We start from the raw sequence: 25,002 nt of genomic DNA, 5'->3' as shown, positions 1-25,002 counted from the left end.
CTCCTGCACCCAACCTGACGACGAAGGGAGCACGTCATGCGGATCGAGGGAGCGGTGGCGCTGGTCACCGGAGGCAACCGCGGCCTGGGGGAACGGTTCGTTGCCGCGCTGCTGAGGCGGGGCGCGGCCAAGGTCTACGCCGCCGCCCGCGACCCCGACACCGTACACACGCCGGAAGCGGTGCCGATCGAGCTCGACGTCACCGACCCGCGGGCGGTGCGGGCGGCGGCTGAACAGGCCCCCGATGTCACGCTGTTGGTCAACAACGCCGGGATCGCGATCTACAGCCACGTGTTGGACGGCGACCTGGCGGACGTACGCCGGCAGCTGGAGACCAACGTGCTCGGACCCCTGCAGATGTGCCGCGCGTTCGCACCGGTCCTTGCCCGAGGCGGAGGCGGGGCCATCCTCAACGTGCTCTCCAGGGGCTCCTGCGTCAGCAATCCCGAGAGCGCCGGCTACTACGCGTCCAAAGCCGCGGAATGGTCGATCACCAACGCGCTGCGACTCGCTCTCCACCGACAGGGAACGCTCGTCACCGCGCTGCACGTCGGCGCCGTGGACACCGAACTGGCGGCGAGGACGCAGGGTCAGCCCAAGAGCGACCCCGCCGAGGTGGTGGACCTCGCCCTCGACGGCGTCGCGGCCGGGGCGTACGAAGTCCTCGCCGACGACGCCACCCGACGGATCAAGGCCCTGCTGTCGAGCGATCCGGCGGCGATCTACCCGAACCTGGAGTTCCCCAAGGAGTGACTCGCGATGAGCGTGGTGCCCACGGTGCGCGGCCCGGTGGACTCCTCACGGCTGGGCAGGGTGCTCATGCACGAGCACGTCTTCGTACTCAGCGAGGAGTTGCGATGCAACTACCCGCAGCGGTGGGACGAGGAAGAGCGCGTGGCGGATGCGGTCGCCAAGCTGCGGGCCCTCAAATCCCGGGGGATCGACACGATCGTGGACCCCACCGTGCTCGGACTCGGCCGTTACCTCCCACGCGTGGCCCGGGTCAACGAGCAGGTCGACCTCCACATCGTCCCCGCCACCGGCTACTACACCTACACCGAGCTGCCGTTCTTCTTCCAGTACAACGGCCCCGGACGGTGGATCGACGGTGCCGAGCCGCTGCTGGAGATGTTCCGTACCGACCTGGAGGAAGGCATCGGCGGAACCGGCATCCGCGCGGCCTTCCTCAAGTGCGCCATCGACCGGCCAGGGCTGACCCCCGACGTGGAGCGCGTCCTGAAGGCCGTTGCCGCCACCCACCGGATCACCGGCGCGCCGATCACCGTACACACCAGCGTGGCGAACCGGTCGGGTCTGGTGGCCCAGAAGCTCCTCGCCGCGGAGGGCGTGGACCTGACCAAGGTGGTGATCGGGCACGTCGGCGACACCACCGACCTGGACTACCTCACCGCACTCGCCGACGCCGGTTCGCTCCTGGGCATGGACCGGTTCGGCCTGGATGACGCCCTGCCGTTCGAGCAGCGAGTGGAGACGGTGGTTGCGCTGGTGGCCCGCGGATACACGGACCGCCTGGTGCTCTCCCACGACGCCGCCTGCCACCTGGACTGGGTGCCCGAGGATCGTATCCAGGCGGCCAACCCGCGCTGGGTCTTCACGCACATCAGTGACGACGTGCTGCCGGCACTGCGCGCACGCGGGGTCACCGAGGAGCAGATCGACACCATGCTGATCCACAACCCCCGCCGCTACTTCGAACGCTGAGACCGAAACAGCGCCCGCTCGTTGAACCTCGGCGGTGTCACGGGCGCGAAGCCCGCGGGTCCCTGGGGCGAGGAGTTCGGGGCTCAGCGTCGCCGGCGGCGCGCGACCGCCGGGGCGTTCGAGGCTGCGGTGACGGGGTACGTGGGCCGGGCGCGTGTGGATCTGTCGCGGCATGAGGTGGAGCAGGCGCCGACAGGGTCGGTGGCCGCGGAGCCACGGCAGACGCCGCTGGGGTGGTCTTCGTGGGAGTCCCTGGGTCAGTCAGCCAGGCTGTCCGTGCGGGGCAGGGTGGCCAGGACCGAGGCGTACATGCGTGCCTTGATGGTGCCGAGGGTGTCGCCGGCCTTGCTCAGCTGTGCCTCGGCGATCGCCACGGCCGCGGAGCGCACGGCATCCTCGGCGACCGCCTGGTCGACGATGCCCACGGCCGCGGCATCCGACCCGCCGTAGCGGCGACCGGTGACCATGGCCTCGTGCGCGGTCTGCGGCGCCAGGCGGGACCGGATCAGGGCGCACATGCCGGGCGTGAAGGGGATCTTGATGTCGGCCTCGGGCAGACACCAGAAGCCGCGGTCCGCGCGCATGACTCGGAAGTCGTGCGCGAGGGAGAACATCGCACCGGCGGCGAAGGTGTGCCCCTGCAGGGCGGCCACGGTGATCACCGGCAGAGACAGCATGCGGGCGAAGAGCTTGTGGACGGAGGTGGTGTAGCTCTCGTGCTGGTCGGGGTGGGCGCTCAGCCACTCCAGGTCCAGGCCGTTGGAGTAGAACTTGCCCGTCGCGGCGGTCACCAGGGCCCGTGGCCCGTCTGCCTTGTCGACCTCGTCCAGAGCGGTGTCGACGGCGGTGAGCCAGTCGGGGTGGAAGCGATTCTCACCGTCTCCGAGATCGAGTACGAAGACGTTTTCCTGACGGTGGAGGGTGGGCATGCGCTGCTCCCGGGGGTGGTGCCGACCTCGCGGCGAAGCCGGACTCGATGACTCCACCCTGCGCGCTTCCCGCGCGGGACGGAATTACCGACTCGCTTCCACCGGTATGACCGCAGCAGTCAAACCCAGCAGTCAAACCCATACCCGCGGTCACCTCGCCGACCGACGGTGGGGCTTCGTCGTTGGCCAGGACGCCCTCTCGGCCCACGCAAGACCGGCCGCCGCCGGGACCGTCCCCGCCTCGATCCCGCACGACCCGCAGCAGCTTCCCGAACCGCCCCATCCGGACACGGCAACGGCACCTCGCCGCCTCATCGTGCGGGAAGGTGCCATTGGCTTTTCCTGCCGGCCTTGTCGGTCAGCCGGGTCTCGTGCGCCGCCCGGCCGGGGGGGCATGGCCGGTCGCCGGGCGGTTGCCGGTGTTCGCCGGCAGGCCAACGCGGCGCTGGTGGCGCGTGACACCGGCCGCTGCGGGCGCCGTGCTCGTCAGGCGGCTTCCGCTTCCGGCCTGCCGGAGATCGCTCCGCTGGCCCGCAGCAGAGCGATGTCGGCCGCAGCGAATCCCAGCTCGGCGAGGATCTCGTCGTTGTGCTCACCCAGCTCCGGGGCCCGCCTGGCCGGGACCTTCGGCACCCCGCGGAGGCTGACCGGGTTGCTGACGGTGTACTCCAGTCCGCTGACCCCTTCCAGCGGGACGACGATGTCGTTCGCGCGCAGCTGCGGGTCCCGCGCGGCCTCTTCCGGTGTCTGGATGAGGCCGTAGGTGACACGCTCCCGGGCCAGGGCGTCCTCCCAGTCGGCGAAGGGCCGGGAGCGGAACTCCGCGACGAGCAGTTCGCTGAGGGCGGCGGCGTTCTTCCCGGCGCTCTCGACATCCATGAAGCGGGGATCCTCGATCAGCTCCGGGCGTCCGATGGCCCGCGCCAGTGCCGGCCAGTGCACGGCCGAGGTCGCCAGCATGATCCATCGGCCGTCCGCGGTCAGGTAGGGGTTGGTCAGTGCGTTCACGGGGGCCTTGCGGTCGTGCAGCTCGAACGGCGTGCCGCCGGCGAGGGCGCCGGCCACCAGTGTTCCCGTGGCCCAGACGCCCGTGGCGAGCAGCGACGTTCCGACATTGGCCCCCTGTCCGGTCCGCTCGCGGTGGTAGAGGGCGGTCGTGATCGCCGCGTAGATGGCGACCGCCGTCGTGTAGTCGCCGCTGCCCCAGACCGGCACCGTCGGTGGGGCTCCCGCGTCACGGGTGGAGGCCAGCAGGCCACTGCGTGACCAGAAGGCGGTCAGGTCGAAGCCCGGCTGCCGGGCGTCGGGACCGGCATCCCCGAAGCCGGTGATGTCCGCGTAGACGACCCGCGGGTTCCAGCCCGCGACCTCTTCGTAGCCGAGGTGCAGCTTCTCGCGCGTGCCGTGCGGGAAGTTGGTGATGACCACGTCGGCCCACTGGACGAGCCGCTTGAGGACCTCGGTGGTGGCCGGGGACTTCAGGTCGAGCACCATGCCGCGCTTGTTGCGGTTGGCGAGGTGCCAGCCGTAGTTGGCCTCGGCCCGGGGGCTGGGCGGCACGAAGCTCAGCCGCCGCTGGGGGTCGCCCCTCCCCGGCGGCTCGATCTTGATGACGTCCGCTCCGAAGTCGGAGAGCATGGTTGCCGCGGCGGGCGCCGCGATGAAGGTCGAGGCGTCGAGCACCTTCAGGCCGGTGAAGACGGATTCGGTGGTCATGGTCGTCACCCCACGAAGGCGCTGTGGCCGGTGATGGACTTGCCGACGATGAGCGTCTGCATCTGGTGGGTGCCCTCGTAGGAGTAGAGCGCCTCGGCGTCGGAGAAGAACCGGGCGACGTCGTACTCGACGACGATGCCGTTGCCGCCGAAGAGTTCGCGGCTCCAGGCGACGACCTCCCGCATCCGGGCCGCGACGAACTCCTTGGCGAGCGCGGAGTGTTCGTCCCGGAAGATGCCCTGGTCCTGCAGCCGGGCGAGTTGCACCAGCATGCCCCAGCAGGAGGTGATGTTGCCCAGGCACTTGACCAGCAGGTCCTGGACCAGCTGGAACTTGGCGATCGGACGGCCGAAGGCGACGCGCCCCTTGGCGTAGTCGAGTGCGAGTTCGTAGGCGCCGATCATGACGCCCAGGGCCTGCCAGGCGACGCCGCTGCGCGTCTGGCGCAGGACCTCGCCGACGTCCCGGAAGCCCTTCATGTTCTGCAGCCGGTTCGCCTCCGGCACGCGGACGCCGGTCAGGGTGATCTCGGCGTTCTGTACGATCCGCAGCGCGATCTTGCCCTCGATCTTCACCGGCTCGAAGCCAGGGGTGCCCTTCTCGACGACGAAGGCCTTGACCTTGTTGTCCTCCACGTCCCGCGCGAAGACCACCACGTAGTCGGCGAAGGTGGCGTTGCCGATCCACTTCTTCGCGCCGTTGAGGATCCAGGTGTCGCCCTCGCGCCTGGCGGTGGTGCGCATGCCGCCTGAAACGTCGGATCCGCCGTCGGGTTCGGTCAGGGCGAACGCGCCGATCTTCTCCATCGTGGCCATGGCGGGCAGGAACCGGTCGCGCTGTTCCTGGTCGCCGCCGTAGTAGATGGAGTAGAAGCCCAGCCCGTTGTGGACACCGAAGAAGGTGGCGCACGAGGCGTCGACGCGGCCCAGCTCCATGGCGAGCATCCCGCTGAGCAGGTGGCTGACGGCCGGCTGGTGCTCGCCGTAGCCCTCGTAGGCCAGGGCGACCAGTCCGCTGCCGCGGAACTTCTCGATCAGTTCCTGAGGCAGCTCGGCCTTGCTCCAGGCGTCGTTGACCAGCGGCTTGACCTCATCACGCATGAACGTACGGGCCTTGAGCAGTATCTTGCGCTCCTCGTCCGACAGCAGCGACTCGTACAGGTAGAAGTCGGCGGTGAGCTGGTCGTCCAGCTGCGCAACGGGTGCGGCGGTGGTGGTCATCTCAGTTCTCCTTCTTGTTGCGGTTCTTGAGCTGGTTCTCGTTCCGGCGGATGTCTTCCAGGGCGGACAGGACGGCGAGTTGCCGGCGGTCGCGGGCTTCGGCGAGGTCGGTGTACGGCGTGGCGGCGTACGCCTGCTCCACCGCCTGGACGACTCGCTCCCGGTCCTCAGGGTCCTGCGAGGGTCGGCCGAGGACCAGCCGCTGCATGGACTCACCGATGTGCGCGCTCATGTGGCGGTAGCCGCCAGGGCCGCCGCCCAGGTGCGAGCCGAGGAACGGCCCGACGGTGGACCAGCGGATGCCGAGCGAGTGGGTGACGACGGTGTCCAGGTCCTCGGGGGTCACGACGCCCTGCTGGACGAGGTGGACGGCCTCGCGGTTGAGCGCGCTCTGGAGGCGGTTGCCCACGAAGCCGGGCATCTCCCGGCGTTCGACGACGGGGGTGCGGCCGACGGCGGTGTAGAAGTCGACCGCGGCCTGCACGGCCTCCTCGCCGGTGCGTTCGCCGGGCACGACCTCGACGAGCGGCAGCAGGTGGGGCGGGTTGAAGGGGTGTCCGACGAGGACACGGTCGGCGCCCTCGAGATCCGTGGTGAAAGCGGTCGCCGGGATCGCCGACGACGAGCTCAGCAGCAGTGCGTGTGCGGGGGTCTCCCGGACCAGCCGGGCGAACAGCTCCTTCTTGAACTCGAGGCGCTCGGGCCCGTTCTCCTGGACGATGTCCGCGTCCCGGACGGCTTCGGTGACGTCGGGGGCCAGGTGGACGCGGTCGGCGAGGTCTTCGGTGTCCAGGCCCTGGCCGGCCAGGTGCGGACCGAACGCGGCGAGCGCCTCGGAGACCGCTTCCGGCAGGTCGGGGCGGGGATCGCTGACCCGGACGGTCAGGCCGTGCGCGGCGAACAGTGCCGTCCAGGAGAGTCCGATGGTGCCCGCGCCGATCACTGCGGCGGTACGGAACGGGTGCGTCATCGCGCGTCTCCCTCGAGGTAGTCGAAGACCGGCTTGACCGGGGCGAGCGTCAGGTCAGTGAGGATGTGGCTGGCGGAGACGATCTCCAGGACGGGCAGGTCGGCCAGCGGGGCGAGGACGTGCTCGAACAGCTGCAGCCTGGCCGGGCCGGTGTAGGCGGCCTTGACGACCACGTCGGTGATCTGCGTGCGGACCAGCTCCAGGACGCGCGGGGCGCCGTCGTAGCCGGGGACGGCCTTGAGCATGAAGGTCGGCACCGTGATCTGCTGTTCGGCGTCGTAGGTGTCGAACGCGTGGTGCTTGTAGCCCATGGTCGCGGTGGCGACCCGCAGCGTTCCGTAGTCCAGGGTGCCGACCAGCACGTCGTTGTCGACGTACAGCTTCGGTGCGCCGAGCACCTTCGGGTAGGCGCTCACCTCGCGTCCGGCCGCGGTCGCCGGGAAGTTGTCGAGGTACATCGCGTGCAGGTACTCGCCCTGCTCGCCTTCGAAGCTGACCTGGATCGCCTGGCCGCCTTCGGTGTAGGGGCCGAACCCGGTGACGTCGTTCATCTTCATGATCTCGAACCGGACCAGGGGCTCCTCGATCCGCAGCGGCTCGGGAACGACGGCCCGCAGCGCCTCGGGGTCGGTGCGGTAGACGATGTTGAGGTACTCGCGGTCGGTGAACCAGGCGGTGGAACGGGGAAACGCCGGGCGGGTCAGCGGGGTGGTGGCGTGACGGCGTACGTCTTCGATCCTCATGTCACTTCCCCGTCCACTTCGGGGCGCGGCGCTCGGCGAAGGCGGTCATGCCCTCGCGTGCGTCGGCCGAGGCCATCAGCGTCCCCATCGCCCTGCGCTGTACGTCGAACGCGTCCGACTCCGGCACACCCTCGGCGGCCTTCACCACGCTCTTCACCGTGGCCAGCGCGAGCGGGGCGTTGGCCGCGACCTCGTCGGCGAGTTCGAGGGCGACGGCCACCGCCTCGCCCGGCGGGGTGACCCGGTTCACCAGGCCCAGCTCTCCGGCACGGCTCCCGCTCACCGGCTCACCCGTCAGCAGGAACTCCATCGCCAGGTGGTACGGGATGCGCTTGGGCAGCCGGATGACGCCACCGCCGCCGGCGATCAGACCGCGCTTGACCTCCGGCAGGCCGAACCGCGCGTCCGCGGCGGCGACGATCAGGTCGCAGGCCAGGGCCAGTTCGAACCCGCCGCCCACGGCGGGGCCCTCCACGGCGGCGATCAGCGGCTTCGTCAGTTCGGCTTCGGTCAGGCCGCCGAACCCGCGGCCGGGGATCGCGGGCGACTCGCCGATCAGGGCGGCCTTGAGGTCCATGCCGGCGCTGAAGTTGCCCTTCGCTCCGGTGAGGACACCGGCCCGCAGCGCGCGGTCGGCCTCCAGTTCGTCCAGTGCCGCGGCGAGTCCCGCCGCGACCGCGGCGTTCACCGCGTTACGCGCCTGGGGGCGGTCGATCGTGATCAGCAAAGTGGAGCCGACCTGCTGGACACGCACTTCCTTGGTGCTCATGACTGTGTTGCTCCTGATGCTTCGTTAGGGCTCAGCGGGTTGCTGCCAGCTCGGCGAGGACCTCCGCGGTGTCCTGGCCCGGCACGGGAGCCAGGCGGCGGATCGAGGCGGGGGTGGCGGAGAACCTCACCGGGATCCCGGTGGTGCGGACCGGACCCTCGGTCCGGTGCACGACGGTCTCGATCAGGTGGCCCTCGCGGACGTAGGGGTCCTCGTGCGCGTGGTCCAGCTCCAGTACCGGTCCCATCGCGATGCTGTGCTTAGCGCATGTCTCGGCCCACTCGGCCGTGGTCAGGGCCGGGGCGCACTCGTCGACCAGGACGGACAGGTCGTCGGCGTCGAGCGGGTCGACGACGGTCCCGTTGACCCGTGGGTCCGCGACCAGGTCGGGACGGCCGGCGGCGGCGAAGAGGTCGCGGTAGTTCTGCGGGTTGGACGGGATCAGGGCGGCCACGCCGTCCTTGGTGCGTCGCGGTGTGTGGTGCTCCGCCAGCGACCGCAGGTAGCCCGTGGGTCCCGACGCCGGCTCGAACGTGTGCCCTGCGAGATGCTCGACCAGGTTGAAGGCGATCATGGTGTCGGTCATCGGGATCTCGATCCGCTGACCGTGGCCGGTCCTGTACCGGTGCACCAGGGCGGCGAGCACGCTGCAGGCGATGGTCAGGCCGCAGATCTTGTCGGCGAGGATGGTCGGCAGGTAGAGCGGCGTGCCCAGCGTGCGGTTGACGATGTCCACCAGCCCGGAGGCGGCCTGCACGGTCTCGTCGTAGGCGGCGATGTCGGCCCGGTCCGAGTCGCTGCGGAAGCCCGCTGCCTGCGCGTAGACGAGGCCGGGGTTGGTGTCGGCGAGGTCTTCGTAGGTCAGGCCCAGTCGGGCGAGCGCGCGGGGGCGCATGTTGGTGATCAGCACATCGGCGGTGTGGATGAGCTTCACGGCCTGGGCGTGCTCGCTGTCGTCCTTCAGGTCGAGGGTCACGCTGCGCTTGTTGCGGTTGACGTTGAGGTGCAGCGGGGTCATGCCCGGGGTGTTGCGGTACTCACCCACCCGAAGGGAGTCCGTGGGAGATTCGATCTTGATGACATCGGCGCCCAGATCTCCGAGGATTCGGGCGGCGTACGGACCCATCACCACGGTCGCGAGGTCGATGACCCGCACGCCGGCGAGCGGCCCGGAGGTCTCTGTGTCCGCCATTTCGCGTCCTTTCGCACCTTGGTTGGCTATGCCAAAGAACGCTAGCCGCGAATAACGGATCACGGAATTATCGAGTTGCTGATATCAGTGTGACCGCAGCGGTCACACCGAGACGGGTGGCCACTGGGGCGTAATTCGGGCGGCCTGGACGGGGATCGCCTCAACCGCGAAAGGCGGCTCGGGCCCCCGGCGTTCGAGCGTCGTTCCTGGGCGACGAGCGCGGAAACGGTGTCTAACGCGTGCCGGCCACGCGGTTCAGAGGTGGAGCGGGGCGCCGAAGACCTCGCGGGCTGCTTCGACGAGTTCATCGAGGTCGCCGCCGCGGGCCCGGTCGCGGCGCCAGATCAGAACGGTCTCCAGTCGCGGCTTGAAATCTGTGAACGGCAGAACCTTCGTATTCGCCTTCGCATAGCCGTGCATGGGGCTTTCCGGGTCGATTATCGTGAAATAGAAGGCAATCCCGCTGGAAACAATTTCAGCGACTCCGCCGTACCCGGTGTCGGTCAAGGTGATGCGTCTTTTGATACCTCGCTCAGTCATTTCCCGGTCGAGCTGATCGAAATAAGCGAGGCTGATTTCCTTGGGCGGGACGACGAAACGAAGGTCGGCCAGTTCGGTCAGCGCCACGGAGTCCCGCCCGGCGAACCGATCGGCCGGCACCAACGCTCCCAGCCGCTCCGACAGGACGGACAGCTGATCCAGTGCCGGATCACTGATCGGTAGATGGACCAGCGCGAACGGGAGTCTGCCCTCGTGCACACCGACGACCAGCGCCTTGGAGCTGCCGGGCCAGCGCAGGAGTTCGCACGTCTCGCTGACGCGCTCGGCAAGCGTGTCGACGAGCGACCTGAGTGCAGGGTGCACCCCGGGAGGGATGCCCACGAACATGGTGCTGCGCTCGGTCCCGGTCACCTCGCGCAGCCGCCACGGAATGGAGTTGAACTCATCGAGTACGTTCCGGGCGAGCGGCAGCAGCGCCTCACCCGCGGGCGTGAGCGAGACGCGATGCGTGTCGCGCTCGAACAGCCGCTGGTCGAGCTCCCGCTCGAGGTCCCTGATCCGCTGGCTCAGCGGCGAGGTGGCCATGTGCAGTCGGCGGGCCGCGGCGGAGAAGTTCAGCTCCTCGGCGACCGCCACGAAATATCGCAAATGGAACATCTCCACCCAGTCACGTTAACCCCTGCCGCCGGCCCGTTTCCGGGAGTGGCTCATCGACGCGGCGGTCCGTGCGGTGCGCGCTGATTCCGGGCGCCGACCTCCGCACGAAGACGGCGACGGCCAGTCCGCGCGGGAGTCGGCATGGCGGCTGACACGCATAGCCAACCCTCGAACTATGTTGCCCCACCACATGTGCGCCTGACCTGCATGTTTCTACCGTGTGCCGACACGTACCCGTCCCCACCGCTCACAAGGAAGTGGCGCACATGGCATCCCAGGCACCCTCCGCTCCCCCACCACCCGCCCACCTCCCCCGCATCGTCGCCGCGAGCCTCATCGGTACCACCATCGAGTGGTACGAAAACTCACTCGAACGGAGCTAGGACCAGCGGGTTTGGCTGATCTCGGGCGTTCGAGCCAGCACCGAACCAGCACCGAACCAGCACCGGTATCGTGCCGTGCCGGTAGAGACCCACTCGACGTTCCAGGACGCACCCTGTGGCGCTCCAGCCAGGCTCGCGTCCAGCAGTTACAGAATGTATTCACATCGCGGAAGTCTCCGACGCAGCCAGCTTCCACCTTGGACACCTGCCCCGAGATGACCGAACTCGCCTGTCCAACCGCCGAGTTCGCGCAGCTACTGACTTCTGCCCAGGGCAACGACGCCAGATTCACCGACTGGATCACCGCAGTTCGCGCCGTCGAACCGCCCCACCTTGACTCCTTCGCGAACGGCCTCGAGCTCGACCGTGCTGCCGTTGACGCCGGACTCGCCCTCCCGTACCACAGCGGCTGCACCGAGGGCGTCAACACCCGCACCAAGAAGATCATGCGCCAGATGCACGGCCGTGCCGGGTTCCCCCTGCTCCGCCACCGCGTCCTCCTCCGGTGGACACTACGCAGCGTTACCACCGATCACGGGCCGGAGCCTAATTCATGAGGGACCCCTCGACGGCGTCCATGGCGTCCGGCCCGGGGAGCGACAGCATGCCCAGCGACCGCAGGTCCCTCGCGTACTTGCGGATCAGCTCCCGGCCGAGGTGCGGGACGTCCTTGTCCGGGCCCACCCCTGCGGCGCGCACCGCCTCCTGGAAGCGTTCCGTGGGGAAGCCCGCGCCGTTGACTGCCGCCGCGGGCCGGGCGAAGGCGTGCAGCAGGGGCAGCACCGAGTACTGCTTCTGCTGGTCTGACATGGCCCGGATCGCGGTCTCGAACCGGGCGAACCACTCGTCGTAGTCGTGGATCCTCGTGATGGAGTAGCCGGCCTCGATCAGCCAGTCCACGAAGCTGTCCATCGAGATCCCGTCGGCATGCGGGTTGAACACGTTGAACGTCCGGTAACCGCGGGTCGCCCGCGCGCCGAGGGCGTCGACGGCCTCCGCGGTGAAGTCGACCGGCAGACCGTTGTAGTGGGCCGCCTGGCGGTGGCCCTGGGCGTCGAGGCGGTAGAAGGAGTCCGGTGCGATGCCGGTGGCGATCACGCTGAACAGCAGACGGGTGAACACGTCGGGCACGTTGAGCTGCCCGGCGTACCGGGTGTGCGCGAGGATCAGGTCCGACCGGAAGACGGCGACCGGCAGACCACACAGGTCGTGCGCCTCCCGCAGCAGCACCTCGCCGGCCCACTTGCTGGTCGCGTACCCATTGGCGTAGCCGTCGCCGAGCTCCCGCAGCGGGCTGACCGTCCTGATGTCGGCGGCCTCGTCGGCCGACGACAGCGGGCCGACGAGGGCCGCGACCGTCGACAGGAACGTGACCGGCTTCATGCGGCCGGTGATCGCCAGGCGGATCAGCTCGGCGGTGCCGACCACGTTGGGTCCGAACAACTGCTCGTACGGCAGCACGTGATTGACCAGCGCGGCCGGGTGCGCGATCTGGTCGACGGTGTCGGCCAGCCGCTGCCAGGTCGTCTCGTCCAGGCCCAGGCCGACCTCGCCGATGTCGCCGGCCAGCACCTCCAGGTGTCCGCGGGCCAGCTCCCTGAAGCGGGCGAGCAGCTCGGGGTCGCTGTCGTAGACGGACTCCAGCCGCTCCCACGCTGTCTCGGCGTCCGCGCCGCGCACGATGCAGATCAGCCGGCCGCCGGTGGGTGCCAGCCGTTCCATCTGGTCTAGGGCCATGAAGCGGCCCAGATAGCCGTTGGCACCGGTCATCAGGACGGTGCGCACGGGCCCGTCGGGCAGCGGCAGCGTGGGCGCGGCGGCGAGAGTCCGGGCGTCGATGAACCGGTCCAGGGTCAGGTCGGCGGCCTCGACCTGGGTGCTGCCCGCGCCGTGCACGGCGGCGAACGTCGGCCGCCGGGAGCCGGAGCCCCGCTCGGACTCGATGTGTTCCGCGACCTTCCGGAGGTTGTTGGCGGGGCTGATGAGGACGCCGACCGACACCTCGAACCCGAAGATCTGCCCCAGCAGCTCCGACAGGGTGAGCGCGGACAGGGAGTCCCCGCCGAGGTCGGTGAAGTGCGCGTCCGGGTCCGCGAAGTCCTGGCCGCCCAGTACCGCCCCGACGGCCTTGAGGACGGTGTCGAGCACCGGCCGGTCGGCGCCCCGGTGACGCAGCTCGCTCAGCGCGGCGCTCTCCCGGTCGGCCAGTTCGGTGTAGAGCTGTTCCAGCCGCGGGCCGTAACGACTGGTCAGTCGGGGGCGCATCAGCTTGCGCGTATCGGACAGCAGACCGTTGTCGGTGCTGAAGGGTTCGGTCTCGATCAGGAAGTCGCGGGGGATCTCGTAGGCGTTGAGGCCGGCTTCGGCGGCGGTCCGCCGCAGCGACTCGTGCAGCCGCGCCGCGAGATCGCCGTCGCCCCTCAGCGCGTCCTCGGGGGGCACGATCACGGCGAGCAGGTACGAACGTTCGCTGTTGCCGTAGACGAAGATCTGCCGCACCAGCGGGTCGGTGGCAAAGGCGGCCTCCACGCGGGACAGCGCGACGAACTCGCCCTGGCCCAGCTTGAGCACGTTCTTGCGGCGGTCGACGTAGACCAGTTCGTCCGGCCCGACCTCGGCCATCACGTCACCGGTGTGGTAGAAGCCGTCCGCGTCGAAGACGTCGGCGGTCACGTCGGGGCGCTTGTAGTAGCCGGGGATGAGCGTCTCCGACCTGACCAGCAGCTCGCCGCGCGGATACGGCATGTCGGTGAGCATGTAGCCCAGTTCGGGCACGTCCACCAGCTTGTACTCCAGGACGGGCGGCCTGCCCACTCTGTGGTCCACGGTGATCGGGCCCGCCTCGGTGGAGCCGTAGCCGTCGTGCAGGGGGAGGTCGAGGACCGTCTCGACGAACTCCCTCATCTCGGCGGACAGGGGCGCGGAACCGACCGCGGCCCACATCACCCGGCCGCCGAGGAACTCCTCGCGCAGCCGCGCCTTGATCTCCTCGGTCCTCCCCGTCTCGTCCACATTGCCCGCGTCGTCCAACGCGCTGCGGAAGCGCTGGTGGAGCATGTCGCACACGCGGGGCACGAGGAGGAGTTCGGTGGGGCGGGCCAGGCCGATGTCCTCGAAAAGGGTGGACAGGTCGCTGCGGGCGACGAAGTGGTTGATGCCGCCGCGGGCCAACGTGCTGAACAGCGCCGTCCGCCCGAAGAGGTGACTCAACGGCATGTAATTGACGGTGACGCACGGCCTGTCGGCAGTTTCGAACCAGCTCTGCCACAGACGGCAGACCAGGCGTTCGGTGTATTCCGCGCCCTTCGGCGTGCCGGTGCTGCCCGAGGTGTAGACGAGCAGGCTCAGCCGGTCCGGGTCGGGTTCCGGCATGGGCGCGGCGGGCAGGGCACGACCGCGTTCGATCACGTCGTCCAGCGGGTCGAGTGACGTCCGCCGGCCGGCCTGGGCGAGCCGGCGGCGCGCGTCCTCGATCCTCGTGCGCTCGTCATCGGCGTCCGGACGGTGGTCGAACACGACCACCCTCGCGACCGTCGGACTGTCGAGGGCCAGGTCGACCGCGGTGTCCAGCACGTCGATGCTGACGGCGAGCAGATGCGGCCCGGTCTCCGCGAGGATCGACACGAGGCCGGCCGCGGACGTGCTGCCCTGCAGGGGCACACAGACCGCGGCCAGCCGGGAGCACGCCAGGTCGATCACCGCTTGTTCAGCGCTGGTGCCGCCGAGGACGCACACGAAGTCGCCCTGGTGCACGGGATAGTGCTCGTCGTGGTACCACTCCGCCGCGACCGCCTCGGTACGGTCGCCGAGTTCGCGGTAGGTGATCATGTCGAACCGCGGCAGCAGCCGCAGTTCCGTCCGGCCGGCGACCGGGTCGGTGACCGCTTCCCGGGCGCGTTCGCCCAAGGCGGGCCGGTCGGCGTAGGCATCCATGACCATGGCCGTCATCGAGGCCATGGACTGTCCCGGCCGCCGAATGGCCTGAGCGACCGACTCGAGTGGCAGGGCCTCGCGAAGCTGCTGGTCGCCGACACACAACTGAGCGGCTCGGCGCTCCTCCCGGAGGTCTGTCGTCACGCCGTTGTCGCCCGTCGGAGCCCGCGAACCACCCGCCATGGCCATCCCCTCGCACGGTAAGGCTTTTGTGCTGATATGTAACTGTATCGTCAGATGAGAGGGCCATCACATCGGATGCGGTCGTCGCATCGGCCGACGGACGGCCGGTGCGACGCCCAGCGGGAACGGTGACGGGAACCCGGGCCGGCGGTCCGGTCGGGCGGCGAGGGCGCGGGAAGGCAGGTCAGGGCGAGTGGGACTCAGACCTCCGGAACTCGAACCTCTCTCCACGGCTTACTGCACCCGACTCAGACTCGAAGAGGCCCGCTGGCGCGCGTCGACGCTGGCCAACTCAGCGAGGCGGTGTCGCCCGGGCCGGGCGCGGGGAACGCACTGGTGGTGACGCTGCTGGTACAGCTCGGGGGGTGGCGCTGACGGGGCTGCTGAATCTGCGGCTGCCCCGGTTGGTCGGCTGAGACGCGGGTGCTCGGCAGAGAGCTGAGCGGGGCAGGCCGCGCCCGGTACGTCAGCAGGGCCCGGGCCACGTGTCGCGGTCCGGGCCCTGCCCCCTGCGGTGCCGCCCTGCGGTGGCGGTGCGTCAGCTCTGTGCGGTGTTGTCGCCCGTCTGCCCGGCGCCCTCGGCTGTGCCTGCCTTCTCGCGCATCTTGCGCACCAGCTCCGCCTTCTGGTCGGCGGCACCCTGGCGGTCGAGGTTGCGGTGCGGACCGTTGTTCTGCCGTTCGGCGCGGGACAGCTTCTTGCGCTGGCCGCCGCCCATGCCCACGGGGTTGTTGATGTTCTTGCTCACGGGTTCTCCCGGAATGTTGTGAAGTGATCTACGGATTCATCGACGGGGGACGGGCACGGCGACGTCGAAGGACGTCAGCAGGGGCCCATCACGCTCTCACTCGTAAATCGGCGTCTGGAAGAACATGAGCAAGACGTTACCTGGTCCGGTCGGCTCTGCATACCAAGTTTTCGCCGTCTCGGCGTCGGCCGGGCCTTCGGTGAGCGCCCAGGGGCAGCCGCTTCCTTCCAGGCCCAGCGGGGGCTCTGCAGCGCCATTCCTGTCACGCCCTTGCCACGCTGAAGCGGAGCGAAGAACGTGGCCCGGCTCGCGTTACGGGCTCACGAATACGGCTGCTTGTCCTGTGCTTCCGCAGGCCCGTCGGCGACTTGCCCAATGAGCCGTCGCCGGTTCTTCGGCCCGGAGGCGTAGGCATCCATGCCTGCGGCGGCCAAGGGATGAAGGGGATCTGTCTCGAGATCGCCGTGCAGGCGCAGCAGTACATGGTCGTCACCGACCAGGCAGTCGTTGTACGGAAGGGGTGTGCGACAGCAGGCGGGCGAAATCATCGCAAGCCGCCCGGACGTCCACCCTGTCGAGGCCGAGCCAGACGTGCAGCGTGCCGTCCTGAACCGTCAGCTAGACGTCGATGCGGGTATCGGCGGCTTCGCCGCCCCGCTTCAGGGTCTCGTCCAGCGCGCCGAGGTGGATGGGGAGCGGGCGGAAGACCTCCTGACGCATGTCGTCGCGGACCGTGACGCCGGTGGCCGGGGCCTGATCGCGCCACCAGTCCTGCACGACGTCGCGAACGGAGGCGGCCTGCGGCCGGCTGCTCAGCGCTCGCCCTCGCCGTACGGCGTCCGCCGCGTTTCGCCGAACCACGCTCGCGCTGCAGCGGGCGGCACCGTGCCGGGCACGTGAACCAGTCCTCGGCGGCGTAGGGCCCGCTCCATACTCCGCTCCCAGAAGTCGCTCCACGAAGATCCTAGGAGGGCAAGTGGTCATCGGCTCGAACGGCGGCGGCCTGACCTACATGTGAACCTCCTCCCAGCTGACCCGGTCACCTTCTACGACTGCATCGGCGACGTCACCTGGGCGGACGTCGGCAACGGCTCCTTCACATCACCGTGAGACCAGGCACGCTGGACCCACGGTGACCGCACCGCAGTTCATCAGGGCCGGCAGGACGGCCGGACGTCGAGCAGCTCGGTCCGCAGCACGGGCGTGCCGTCGACAGGCGCCGGGTCCTGCGTAGTTGGCTCGATACCACCAGCAGCGATCTTGTCGAGCGTCTTCAGGCCGGCGGCACCGACGGTGCCGAACACCGTGTAGTTGGGTCGCAGCGCGGAGTCGCCGTAGACGACGAAGAACTGCGAACCGTTCGTGTTCGGACCGGCGTTGGCCATCGCCAGCAAACCGCGCCCGTAAAGGCGACGGACGCCGGTCGGATCGCTCGGCGCCGGCGGCAGGTCCACCGGCAGCTCGTCCTTGTACTCGTACCCCGGCCCGCCCTCGCCAGTGCCGGTCGGGTCGCCACACTGCAGGACCTTCAGCGTCGGATACGCGGTCAGCCGATGGCACACCGTACGGTCGTAGAACCGGTGCCGCGCCAGGTGCACGAAGCTCTGGACCGTGCAAGGCGCGTTCGCCCGGTCCAGACTCAGCGGGAGCGGGCCCTGGCTGGTCCGGACAGCCATACCGACCGTGCCGTGACTGGGGGTGTGCCGCGGGTCGGGCGGCAGGGGAACCCGCCGCGCCGCCGGCTCGTCCGGGGTCTGCGTGTACTGGCAAGGACCGTGCGTGGTTCGCGGCGGGGCATCGTATGCGGAGGCGGTGGTGCTGCCCCCGGACACGACCAACGCTGCTGCCACCCATGCGGTCATGAGAGCTCGGTTCATCCTGCACACCCTCCAAAAGATCGCCAGATTTCGGAGCGGTCGCAGCCTAAAGCGCGGCCCGGCGGGCGAGAACCCGCCCGCAAGCCAAATCCACCTCCCAGCCTTCGGCCCGCGGCAGCAGGCCACTTCGTTCGGATGCAGCACAGCGTCGGCTGGCCGATCAGGGCGTCCACCCGGTGCACGACGGATGCTCCCCGAACCCGGTCGAGCGGCCTCCCCAGTCCACGCAGAGGCCCCCACCGAACGCTGCCGTGCACATGAGGTGATCTCCCCGGGGCGCCGCTGTCGAGACTGACGGTGCCGCTGCCGTCATCTCGGGTCACTCCGGGGGAAGGCGTCGCCGGTCGGCCAGCGTTCCGGCAGACCGAGAGCGGTGTGGACGGAGCCAATCGCGGGCTGGCGCTCGACCTGGATCCCAGCCGGGCTCGGTCTCTCAGCCCGGTCACCTACCACGCAACGACTCTGAGCCGATCAATCCGAGATGCCCGAGTTCAACGGAGCGTAGTCGGCACCAAGTCAGCACGGGACAGGTGAAGACGGGTGATGACGGGTGATGACGTGGGCTTTTAGTCAGCACCAAACCAGCACGGGAGTCAGCACCGCACCGTCAAATCACCCCGAACTGCGCGTCCCGGACAGCACTCGTTACGGCCATCTTCGAGCCTGTGAACCGCCCTTCCGTGAGCCGGCATGGTGGCTGCACGCATAGCCAACCCCCGAACTGTGTTGCCCCCCCACATGTGCCCCTGAACTGCATCTTCCTACCGTGTGCCGACACGTACCCGTCCCCACCGCACACGAGGAAGTGGCGCACATGGCCTCCGCAGCATCCGCTCCGCCGACACCCACCAACCTGAAGCGCATCGTCGCCGCAAGCCTCATCGGCACCACCATCGAGTGGTACGACTTCTTCCTGTACGGCTCCGCGGCCGCCCTCGTCTTCAACAAGCTGTTCTTTCCAGGCTCCGACCCGCTCGTCGGCACGCTGCTGTCGTTCCTGACCTACGCCGTCGGGTTCGCGGCCCGGCCGCTCGGCGCGCTGGTGTTCGGGCACTACGGGGACCGGCTGGGGCGCAAGCGGCTGCTGGTGCTGAGCCTGCTGCTGATGGGCGGGGCGACCTTCGCCATCGGGCTGCTGCCGACGCACGCCACGGTGGGCGGCGCGGCGCCCGTGCTGCTGACCCTGCTGCGGCTGGTGCAGGGGTTCGCGCTCGGCGGCGAGTGGGGCGGCGCCGTGCTGCTGGTGTCCGAGCACGGGGACGCACGCCGGCGCGGGTTCTGGGCGTCGTGGCCGCAGACCGGGGCACCGGCCGGGCAGTTGCTCGCGACCGGTGTGCTGTCGCTGCTCACCGCCGTGCTGTCGGACGACGCCTTCGTGAGCTGGGGCTGGCGGATCCCGTTCCTGCTCTCCGGTGTCCTGGTGGTCGTCGGTCTGTGGGTCCGCCTCTCCGTCGACGAATCGCCCGTGTTCCGGGAGGCGTTGGCACAGGCCGAGGCCCGGCGGAGTGCCGGAGCGCCCGAACAGCCGCCGCTCGTCTCGGTGTTGCGGCACCACTGGCGTGATGTGCTGGTGGCGATGGGCGCGCGGATGGCGGAGAACATCAGCTACTACGTCATCACCGCCTTCATCCTCGTGTACGCCACCACGTCCGCCGATGTCTCCAAGCAGACCGCCCTGAATGCCGTGCTCATCGGCTCCGCCGTGCACTTCGCCGTGATCCCGGCGTGGGGCGCGCTCTCCGACCGGGTCGGGCGGCGACCGGTCTATCTGCTGGGCGCGGCCGGCATCGGGCTGTGGATGTTCCCGTTCTTCGCCCTGGTGGACACCGGGCGGTTCGGGTACCTGGTGCTCGCGGTCACCGTCGGTCTGGTGCTGCACGGCGCGATGTACGCGCCCCAGGCCGCCTTCTTCTCCGAGATGTTCGCGACCCGGATGCGCTACTCCGGCGCCTCCGTCGGCGCCCAGTTCGCTTCCGTCGCCGCCGGGGCACCGGCTCCGCTGATCGCCACCGCGCTCCTGTCCGACTACGGCAGCTCGACCCCGGTCGCCCTGTACGTGATCGCGGCATCGCTGCTCACCCTGGTCGCGGTGGCCGCGGCGAAGGAGACCCGGCGGCGCGACCTGGCCGACGACGGCACCGGGACCGTGACGGCGAGCAGCAGGGCCGACGCGCACACCGGGTGAGCGTGCGCCGCTGGTTCCCAGGGATCAGCGGCGCTCCGTCGATGCCCCCAACCGGTGCAGGCGCAGCGCCAGTTGGATCTCCAGGACGCGTGCGGGGCTCTGCCAGTCGTCGCCGAGGAGGTGGGCCACCCGCTCGAGCCGCTGGGCCACCGTGTTCACGTGGACATGGAGGTCGTCCTTGGTGCGGGCCGGGCTCATCCCGCAGCCGAAGTAGGCGTCGAGGGTGCGCAGCAGCTCCGTGCCGCGCCGTGCGTCGTAAGCGACGACCGGGCCGATGGTGCGTTCGACGAATCCGGCGACGTCCCGTTCGCCGGCGAGGAGCAGGCCGAGGAAGCCGAAGTCCTCGGCGGCGGCGCCGTCTCCGCCCCGGCCGAGCAGGTGGAGCGCGTCGAGGCAGCGGCGGCCCTCGGCATAGCCGGCGGCCACGGTGTCGGGCCTGGCGGCGAGGTCGGCGACGGGCGCGGAGGCGCCGACGGTCACCGGCTGGTGGACGGCGGTGCCGAGGTGGCGGGCGGTGCGCCGGGCCACGTCGGCGGCGGTGTCACCGGGGTCGAGGGGCAGCAGCAGGACGGTGCCGCCGTCGCGGGCCGCGGCCAGGCCGTGCCGGGTGGTGGCCAGGTGGGAGGCGGCCGACCAGAGCCGGCGGCGGGCGGCCGCCTCGTCCTCGGCGGCGGCCGCCGGGCCGTCCAGCCGGGCGGCGAGCACGACATGGGTGGCGTCGAGGTCGGCGTCCAACCGGGCTGCGCGGTCGCGCAGTTGGCGCGGTTCGCGGTCGCGGGCGTCGAGGAGGTCGTCCAACAGCTCGCCGCGCACGCGCTGTTCGGCCTCGGCGGCGGAGCGGCGGGCCAGCAGGAGCAGCGAGGTGACCATGGCGGCGCGTTCCAGGGTGCGCTGGTCGACGGGGTCGAGGCCGGGGTGGCCGCGCAGCACCAGCGCGCCGAGCAGCTCGCCGCCGGCGGCGACCGCGGCGATCCAGTCGGCGCCGTGCCGGACCGCGTGCCCTTCCGTGCGCGAGGTCGCCAGCGAGCGGGCGTCCGCGGTGTCGGTGAACTCGACGGTGCCGCCGAGGACTTGGGAGACGGCTGCGGCCACGTCATGGACTCCGCCGCCGCGCAGCACGAGTTCGGCGAGCCGGTCGTGGACGTCCGAGGCCCGTTCGATGACGGCGCTGCGGTCCTTGATGATCTCGTTGGCCCGCTCCAGGCCGGCCATGGCCGAACGGGTCTCCGTGAGCAGGTTCGCCCCGTCGATGGCGGCCGCGGCCAGTGCGGCGAAGGAGCCGAGCAGTGCGATCTGCTCCCGTTCGAAGACCCGCGCCCGCCGGTCCGCCGCGAACAGCACGCCGATGACGTGCGGCCCCAGCATGAGCGGCACCCCGAGGATGGCGACCAGGCCCTCGTCGCGCACCCCGGCGTCGATGGTGAGGGTGTGCTGGAAGCGGTCGTCCTTGAAGTAGTCGTCGGTGACGTAGGGCCGCGCGGTCTGTGCGACGAGCCCGCCGAGCCCCTCCCCCATGCCGAGCCGCAGCTGCTGGAAGCGGGCCGCGACGGAGCCCTCGGTGACCCGCATGTAGGTGTCGCCGCGCGCCGGGTCGTTGAGGCTCAGGTAGGCGACGTCCGTGCCGAGCAGGGAGCGGGCGCGCTGGACGATCGCCTGGAGTACGGCGTCCACGTCCCGCAGTCCCGCCAGGTCGTGCGCGGTCTCGAAGAGCGCGGACAGCTCGGCCTCACGCCGCCGTCTGCCCTCCAGCTCGGTGCGGACCCGCAGCGCGAGGAGTCTGGCCCGCTCCAGTGCGGCGATCAGCTCGGGCGGGCGGCCTTCGGCACGGGCGACCAGCAGCGGCTGCTCGTAGGCCTCCGCCGGGGCGCCCCTGGCCAGCAGTGCGAGGTAGGCCGACTCGGCGCCGGAGGGCACCTCGGCACCCTCGGCGAGGGCGCCGACCGCTTCTGCCGGGGCCGGCCGCCTGGCGGACTGCACGTGATTGCGCGACATGGTCACAGGATTCCGCATCGTCACCGCGGCCCGTCGGACCTGTGGAAAACTCGCGGACCGGCGGCTGCCCGGCCCTTCAGTGGGCCGTCCAGCCGCCGTCGAGCACCAGCGAGGTGCCCGTGACGAAGGACGCCTGAGGACCGCAGAGATAGGCCACGGCCTCGCCGACCTCCTCCGGTTCGAGGAGCCGCTTCACCGCGGTGTCCGTCAGGAGCACCTCGGTCAGCACCCGTTCCTCGGGGATGCCGTGCGCCTGGGCCTGGTCGGCGAGCTGTTTCTCGACCAGTGGGGTGCGCACATAACCGGGGTTCACACAGTTGGAGGTCACGCCATGGGGTGCGCCCTCAAGCGCGGCCGTCTTGGAGAGTCCCTCCAGACCGTGTTTGGCGGCCACATAGGCGGACTTGAAGGCGGAGGCGCGCAGCCCATGGACGGAGGACACGTTCACGATCCGCCCCCAGCCCTGCCCGTACATGTGCGGAAGCGCGCCCCGGATGAGCCGGAACGGGGCCTCCAGCATCACCGTCAGCACGGTGTGGAAGACGTCCGGCGGGAACTCCTCGATGGGGCGCACCAGTTGGATGCCCGCGTTGTTGACGAGAACGTCGGTGCCGGCGGCAGCGCGCTCGGCCTCGTCCAGATCGGTGAGGTCGAGGACGTACGGCTCGACGGCACCGCCCGCCGGGCCCGCGACCCGTCCGGCCGCCTCGCTCAGTTCGGCCAGCCCGGCCGCGTCCCGGTCCACGGCTCTCACCTCGGCTCCGGCGGCCGCGAGGCGCAGCGCGCAGGCGCGGCCGATGCCGCCGGCGGCACCGGTGACAAGAGCGGTGCGGCCGCGCAGGTCGAGGGCGGGCGCGTGGGGGCCGGGGAGGGCGCTGGGCGAGCTCATGATCCGACCCTAGGCGGCCCTCCCCCGGGACCACATAGGGTCAGCGCACATACTTCAGCTGAAAGTCGTAGCGTCGAACCATGTGGGTGCATCCGACATGGCCTGCTTGATCCGGAACACACCGAACTCGTTCAGCTCCGGCAGCGCGTCCACGTCGAACCAGGCCACCTCCAGCGACTCGTCGTCGTTGACGCGGGCCTCGCCGCCGACAGCCCGGCAGCGGAAGGTGATGTCCATGTACTGGCAGACGTCGCCGTTCGGGTAGGTGACGGGGTTCAGCGCTTGGACGAGCACCACCCGCTCCGCGACACAGCGCACCGCCGTCTCCTCGAAGACCTCCCGCACGGCGCAGGCCGCGGGCTGCTCCCCGGGGTCCGGAATTCCACCGATGACCGACCACTTGCGGGTGTCGGTACGACGGCCCAGGAGCACTCTGCCCTCGTCGTCGAAGACGATGGCGGTGATCCCGGGCAGCCACAGCAGCTGGTGGCCGGCGGAGGCCCGGATCGCGTGGATGAAGTCAGGAGTGGCCATGCCCCGACCCTAACCGCCCGGTTCTCCCGAACCGGCCGGGGCCACGGGGCATACAGCGGGTGTACGGCTACGCGTCACCGGCGCGCCGGGAGCGCAGCCCCGCGCCGACAGCCCAGCCGACCCCACCCGCCGCGACCAGCACCAACGCGATCTCGGGCAGGATGCCCAGCTTGGTCGCGGGGGTCTCGGAGGTGCGCAGCGGCACCTTCTGGACCAGGTAGGCGGGGACGAACATGCCGGTCTTCTGGGTGATCTTCCCGTCCGGCATGATGATCGCACTGACGCCACTGGTCACCGGCACGGTGACGGTCCGGCTGTGCTCGACGGCACGGATCCGGGACATGGCGAGCTGCTGGTAGGTCATCTCGCTGCGGTCGAACGTGGCGTTGTTGCTCGGCACGGAGATCATCTCGGCGCCGTGCGTGACGGTGTCCCGCACGTCCCAGTCGAAGGCGGCCTCGTAGCAGGTGGCGAGGCCGACCTTGGTGCCGTCGATGTCGAACACACCGGGCTTGGTGCCCCGGCTGAAGTCCTGCCGGACCATGCTGGTCCAGTCCTTGTTGATGGCACCGACCAGACCGCGCAGCGGGAGGTACTCGCCGAAGGGCTGGATCTGCCGCTTGTCGTACGTCGCCGTCGGGCCCTTGACCGGGTCCCAGAGGATCTGCTCGTTGAGGAGCTTGCCGCCCCGCTCGACGACCCCGCCGACCGAGATGGGCACACCCATCGCCGTGGCGGCCTCGTCGATCACGGCGGCCGCGTCGGCGTCGGCGAACGGGTCGACGTCGGAGGAGTTCTCCGGCCACAGCACGAAGTCCGGCTTGGCGACCTTGCCGGCCTTGACGTCGGCGGCCAGCTTGAGCGTCTCCTTCACGTGGTAGTCGAGCACGGCCTGTCGCTGGGACGCGAAATCGAGGCCGGCGCGCGGCACATTGCCCTGGATGACCGCGACGGTGACGGAACCGTCCTCCGCCTTGTCGCTCACCAGCGTCCTCGCGGCGACCGCGCCGACCACGGGGACGGCCACGCTCAGCAGGGCCGCGGCCGCCGCACCGCGCCGGATCCCACGCGTGCGGCGCCCCTCGACGGCCAGGCGCACCACCTCGTACAGACCGAATCCGCACAGCACGACGGCGAATCCGAGCACGGGGGTGCCGCCCACCGCGGCGAGCGGCAGGAAGACGCCCTCCGCCTGGCCGAAGGCGATCTTGCCCCACGGGAAGCCGCTGAACGGCACGCGCGCGCGTGCCGCCTCACCGGCGATCCACACGGCCGCCGCCCACACCGGCCAGGCCGGCAGCCTGGACACGGCGGCGATGCCCACACCCACCAGGGCGACGAAGATCGCCTCGATCGCCACCAGCGCGAGCCACGGCCCCGGGCCGACCTCGACGCCGGTCCACACCAGCAGGGGCAGCAGGAAGCCGAGTCCGAAGAGATAGCCGAGGCCGAGGGCCGCCTTCCAGGTGCGGCCGCGCAGCACCCATCCGAATCCGGCGAAGGCGGGCAGGGCCAGCCACCACAGGGTGCGCGGCGGGAAGCTGACGTACAGCAGCACTCCGCTGAGCGCGGCAGTGGCGGCCGGGACCAGACGGAGCAGCAGCCGCAGGCCGCGCGCGCGGGGCGCGGGGCGCGGTGTGAGCTGGTCCGACTGGGCGACGGAAGTTGCGGTGGCGGTCACTCCGGGAGTGTACGGCGGGCGGCCTCGCGGCCGACAGCACGGTCCCGGCATACAGGAATCACACCGTTCCCGCTCAAGTCGTCCACAAAGCGGGCATCACCGGTTACGGTGAGCCGAGGCGGGCGGCGGGGCCTGCCACAGGTCGGGGGACCGGGTACGGGGGGCGACGGTGGGGTCG

The 25,002-nt window shown here is 70.2% G+C and carries 19 protein-coding genes and 1 pseudogene; 4 read left to right on the top strand and 16 right to left on the bottom strand.

Features of this window, described 5'->3' with window-relative positions:
* The first annotated feature begins 36 nt into the window (after positions 1–36).
* Positions 37–753, top strand: a complete 717-nt coding sequence (locus ACWGJB_RS15935) for an SDR family oxidoreductase (protein ID WP_453380755.1) — start codon at positions 37–39, stop codon at positions 751–753.
* A gap of 6 nt (positions 754–759) precedes the next feature.
* Entirely contained in the window at positions 760–1,722 is a 963-nt protein-coding gene (locus ACWGJB_RS15930) for a phosphotriesterase family protein (protein WP_453380754.1), read from the top strand.
* A 257-nt stretch (positions 1,723–1,979) separates the two neighbouring features.
* Here ACWGJB_RS15930 and ACWGJB_RS15925 read toward each other — a convergent pair whose 3' ends face one another.
* The 8 genes from ACWGJB_RS15925 to ACWGJB_RS15890 form a co-directional block, all read right to left on the bottom strand.
* Complete coding sequence (locus ACWGJB_RS15925) at positions 1,980–2,651, bottom strand: enoyl-CoA hydratase-related protein (protein WP_453380753.1); 672 nt, start codon at positions 2,649–2,651, stop codon at positions 1,980–1,982.
* Positions 2,652–3,137: 486 nt separating this feature from the next.
* Complete coding sequence (locus ACWGJB_RS15920) at positions 3,138–4,367, bottom strand: CaiB/BaiF CoA transferase family protein (RefSeq protein ID WP_453380752.1); 1,230 nt, start codon at positions 4,365–4,367, stop codon at positions 3,138–3,140.
* Positions 4,368–4,372: 5 nt separating this feature from the next.
* On the bottom strand, positions 4,373–5,587 hold the full coding sequence (locus ACWGJB_RS15915) for an acyl-CoA dehydrogenase family protein (protein ID WP_453380751.1): 1,215 nt from the start codon (positions 5,585–5,587) through the stop codon (positions 4,373–4,375).
* Between the two features lies 1 nt (position 5,588).
* Positions 5,589–6,557: a 3-hydroxyacyl-CoA dehydrogenase NAD-binding domain-containing protein gene (locus tag ACWGJB_RS15910; protein WP_453380750.1), complete on the bottom strand. Its 969-nt coding sequence runs from the start codon at positions 6,555–6,557 to the stop codon at positions 5,589–5,591.
* Entirely contained in the window at positions 6,554–7,300 is a 747-nt protein-coding gene (locus ACWGJB_RS15905; protein WP_453380749.1) for an acetoacetate decarboxylase, read from the bottom strand. The genes ACWGJB_RS15910 and ACWGJB_RS15905 overlap by 4 nt, the downstream gene beginning before the upstream one ends.
* A 1-nt stretch (position 7,301) precedes the next feature.
* Positions 7,302–8,069 (bottom strand): crotonase/enoyl-CoA hydratase family protein, encoded by a 768-nt coding sequence (locus tag ACWGJB_RS15900; protein WP_453380748.1) that lies wholly within the window; start codon positions 8,067–8,069, stop codon positions 7,302–7,304.
* Positions 8,070–8,100: 31 nt separating this feature from the next.
* On the bottom strand, positions 8,101–9,261 hold the full coding sequence (locus ACWGJB_RS15895; RefSeq protein WP_453380747.1) for a CaiB/BaiF CoA transferase family protein: 1,161 nt from the start codon (positions 9,259–9,261) through the stop codon (positions 8,101–8,103).
* A gap of 255 nt (positions 9,262–9,516) precedes the next feature.
* A complete protein-coding gene (locus ACWGJB_RS15890; RefSeq protein ID WP_453381004.1) occupies positions 9,517–10,419 on the bottom strand; it encodes a LysR family transcriptional regulator in 903 nt (300 codons plus the stop codon).
* A 586-nt stretch (positions 10,420–11,005) separates the two neighbouring features.
* On the opposite strand from ACWGJB_RS15890, the pseudogene ACWGJB_RS15885 reads away from it, so the two are divergent.
* Positions 11,006–11,359 (top strand): annotated as a pseudogene (locus tag ACWGJB_RS15885) (hypothetical protein); the annotation flags it as partial.
* Here the strand turns inward: ACWGJB_RS15885 and car are convergent.
* The 4 genes from car to ACWGJB_RS15865 form a co-directional block, all read right to left on the bottom strand.
* Positions 11,349–14,918, bottom strand: coding sequence for a carboxylic acid reductase (gene car / locus ACWGJB_RS15880; RefSeq protein WP_453380746.1), 3,570 nt, complete (start codon positions 14,916–14,918; stop codon positions 11,349–11,351). The pseudogene ACWGJB_RS15885 and the gene car sit on opposite strands and share 11 nt — an antisense overlap.
* Before the next feature lie 538 nt (positions 14,919–15,456).
* Complete coding sequence (locus ACWGJB_RS15875; protein ID WP_093896585.1) at positions 15,457–15,666, bottom strand: DUF6243 family protein; 210 nt, start codon at positions 15,664–15,666, stop codon at positions 15,457–15,459.
* A 618-nt stretch (positions 15,667–16,284) separates the two neighbouring features.
* Positions 16,285–16,527, bottom strand: a complete 243-nt coding sequence (locus ACWGJB_RS15870; protein WP_453380745.1) for a hypothetical protein — start codon at positions 16,525–16,527, stop codon at positions 16,285–16,287.
* A 290-nt stretch (positions 16,528–16,817) separates the two neighbouring features.
* Positions 16,818–17,528: a peptidylprolyl isomerase gene (locus ACWGJB_RS15865; protein WP_453380744.1), complete on the bottom strand. Its 711-nt coding sequence runs from the start codon at positions 17,526–17,528 to the stop codon at positions 16,818–16,820.
* Between the two features lie 829 nt (positions 17,529–18,357).
* On the opposite strand from ACWGJB_RS15865, the gene ACWGJB_RS15860 reads away from it, so the two are divergent.
* Positions 18,358–19,728, top strand: a complete 1,371-nt coding sequence (locus tag ACWGJB_RS15860; RefSeq protein WP_453380743.1) for an MFS transporter — start codon at positions 18,358–18,360, stop codon at positions 19,726–19,728.
* Positions 19,729–19,752: 24 nt separating this feature from the next.
* Here the strand turns inward: ACWGJB_RS15860 and ACWGJB_RS15855 are convergent, their stop codons facing one another.
* From ACWGJB_RS15855 to lnt, 4 genes are all read right to left on the bottom strand, one after another.
* Positions 19,753–21,720 (bottom strand): helix-turn-helix domain-containing protein, encoded by a 1,968-nt coding sequence (locus tag ACWGJB_RS15855; RefSeq protein ID WP_453380742.1) that lies wholly within the window; start codon positions 21,718–21,720, stop codon positions 19,753–19,755.
* Positions 21,721–21,796: 76 nt separating this feature from the next.
* Complete coding sequence (locus tag ACWGJB_RS15850; protein ID WP_453380741.1) at positions 21,797–22,609, bottom strand: 3-hydroxybutyrate dehydrogenase; 813 nt, start codon at positions 22,607–22,609, stop codon at positions 21,797–21,799.
* A gap of 54 nt (positions 22,610–22,663) precedes the next feature.
* Complete coding sequence (locus tag ACWGJB_RS15845; RefSeq protein ID WP_360491558.1) at positions 22,664–23,143, bottom strand: NUDIX hydrolase; 480 nt, start codon at positions 23,141–23,143, stop codon at positions 22,664–22,666.
* A gap of 67 nt (positions 23,144–23,210) precedes the next feature.
* Positions 23,211–24,824 carry an apolipoprotein N-acyltransferase gene (lnt, locus tag ACWGJB_RS15840; protein WP_453380740.1) on the bottom strand — a complete coding sequence of 538 codons (1,614 nt, stop codon included), beginning with the start codon at positions 24,822–24,824 and terminating at the stop codon, positions 23,211–23,213.
* Positions 24,825–25,002: the final 178 nt, after the last annotated feature.

Source organism: Streptomyces sp. NPDC054813 (assembly GCF_053611365.1).
The sequence above is the reverse complement of the archived record's forward strand: the minus strand, read 5'-3'. Positions and strand labels throughout refer to the sequence as shown.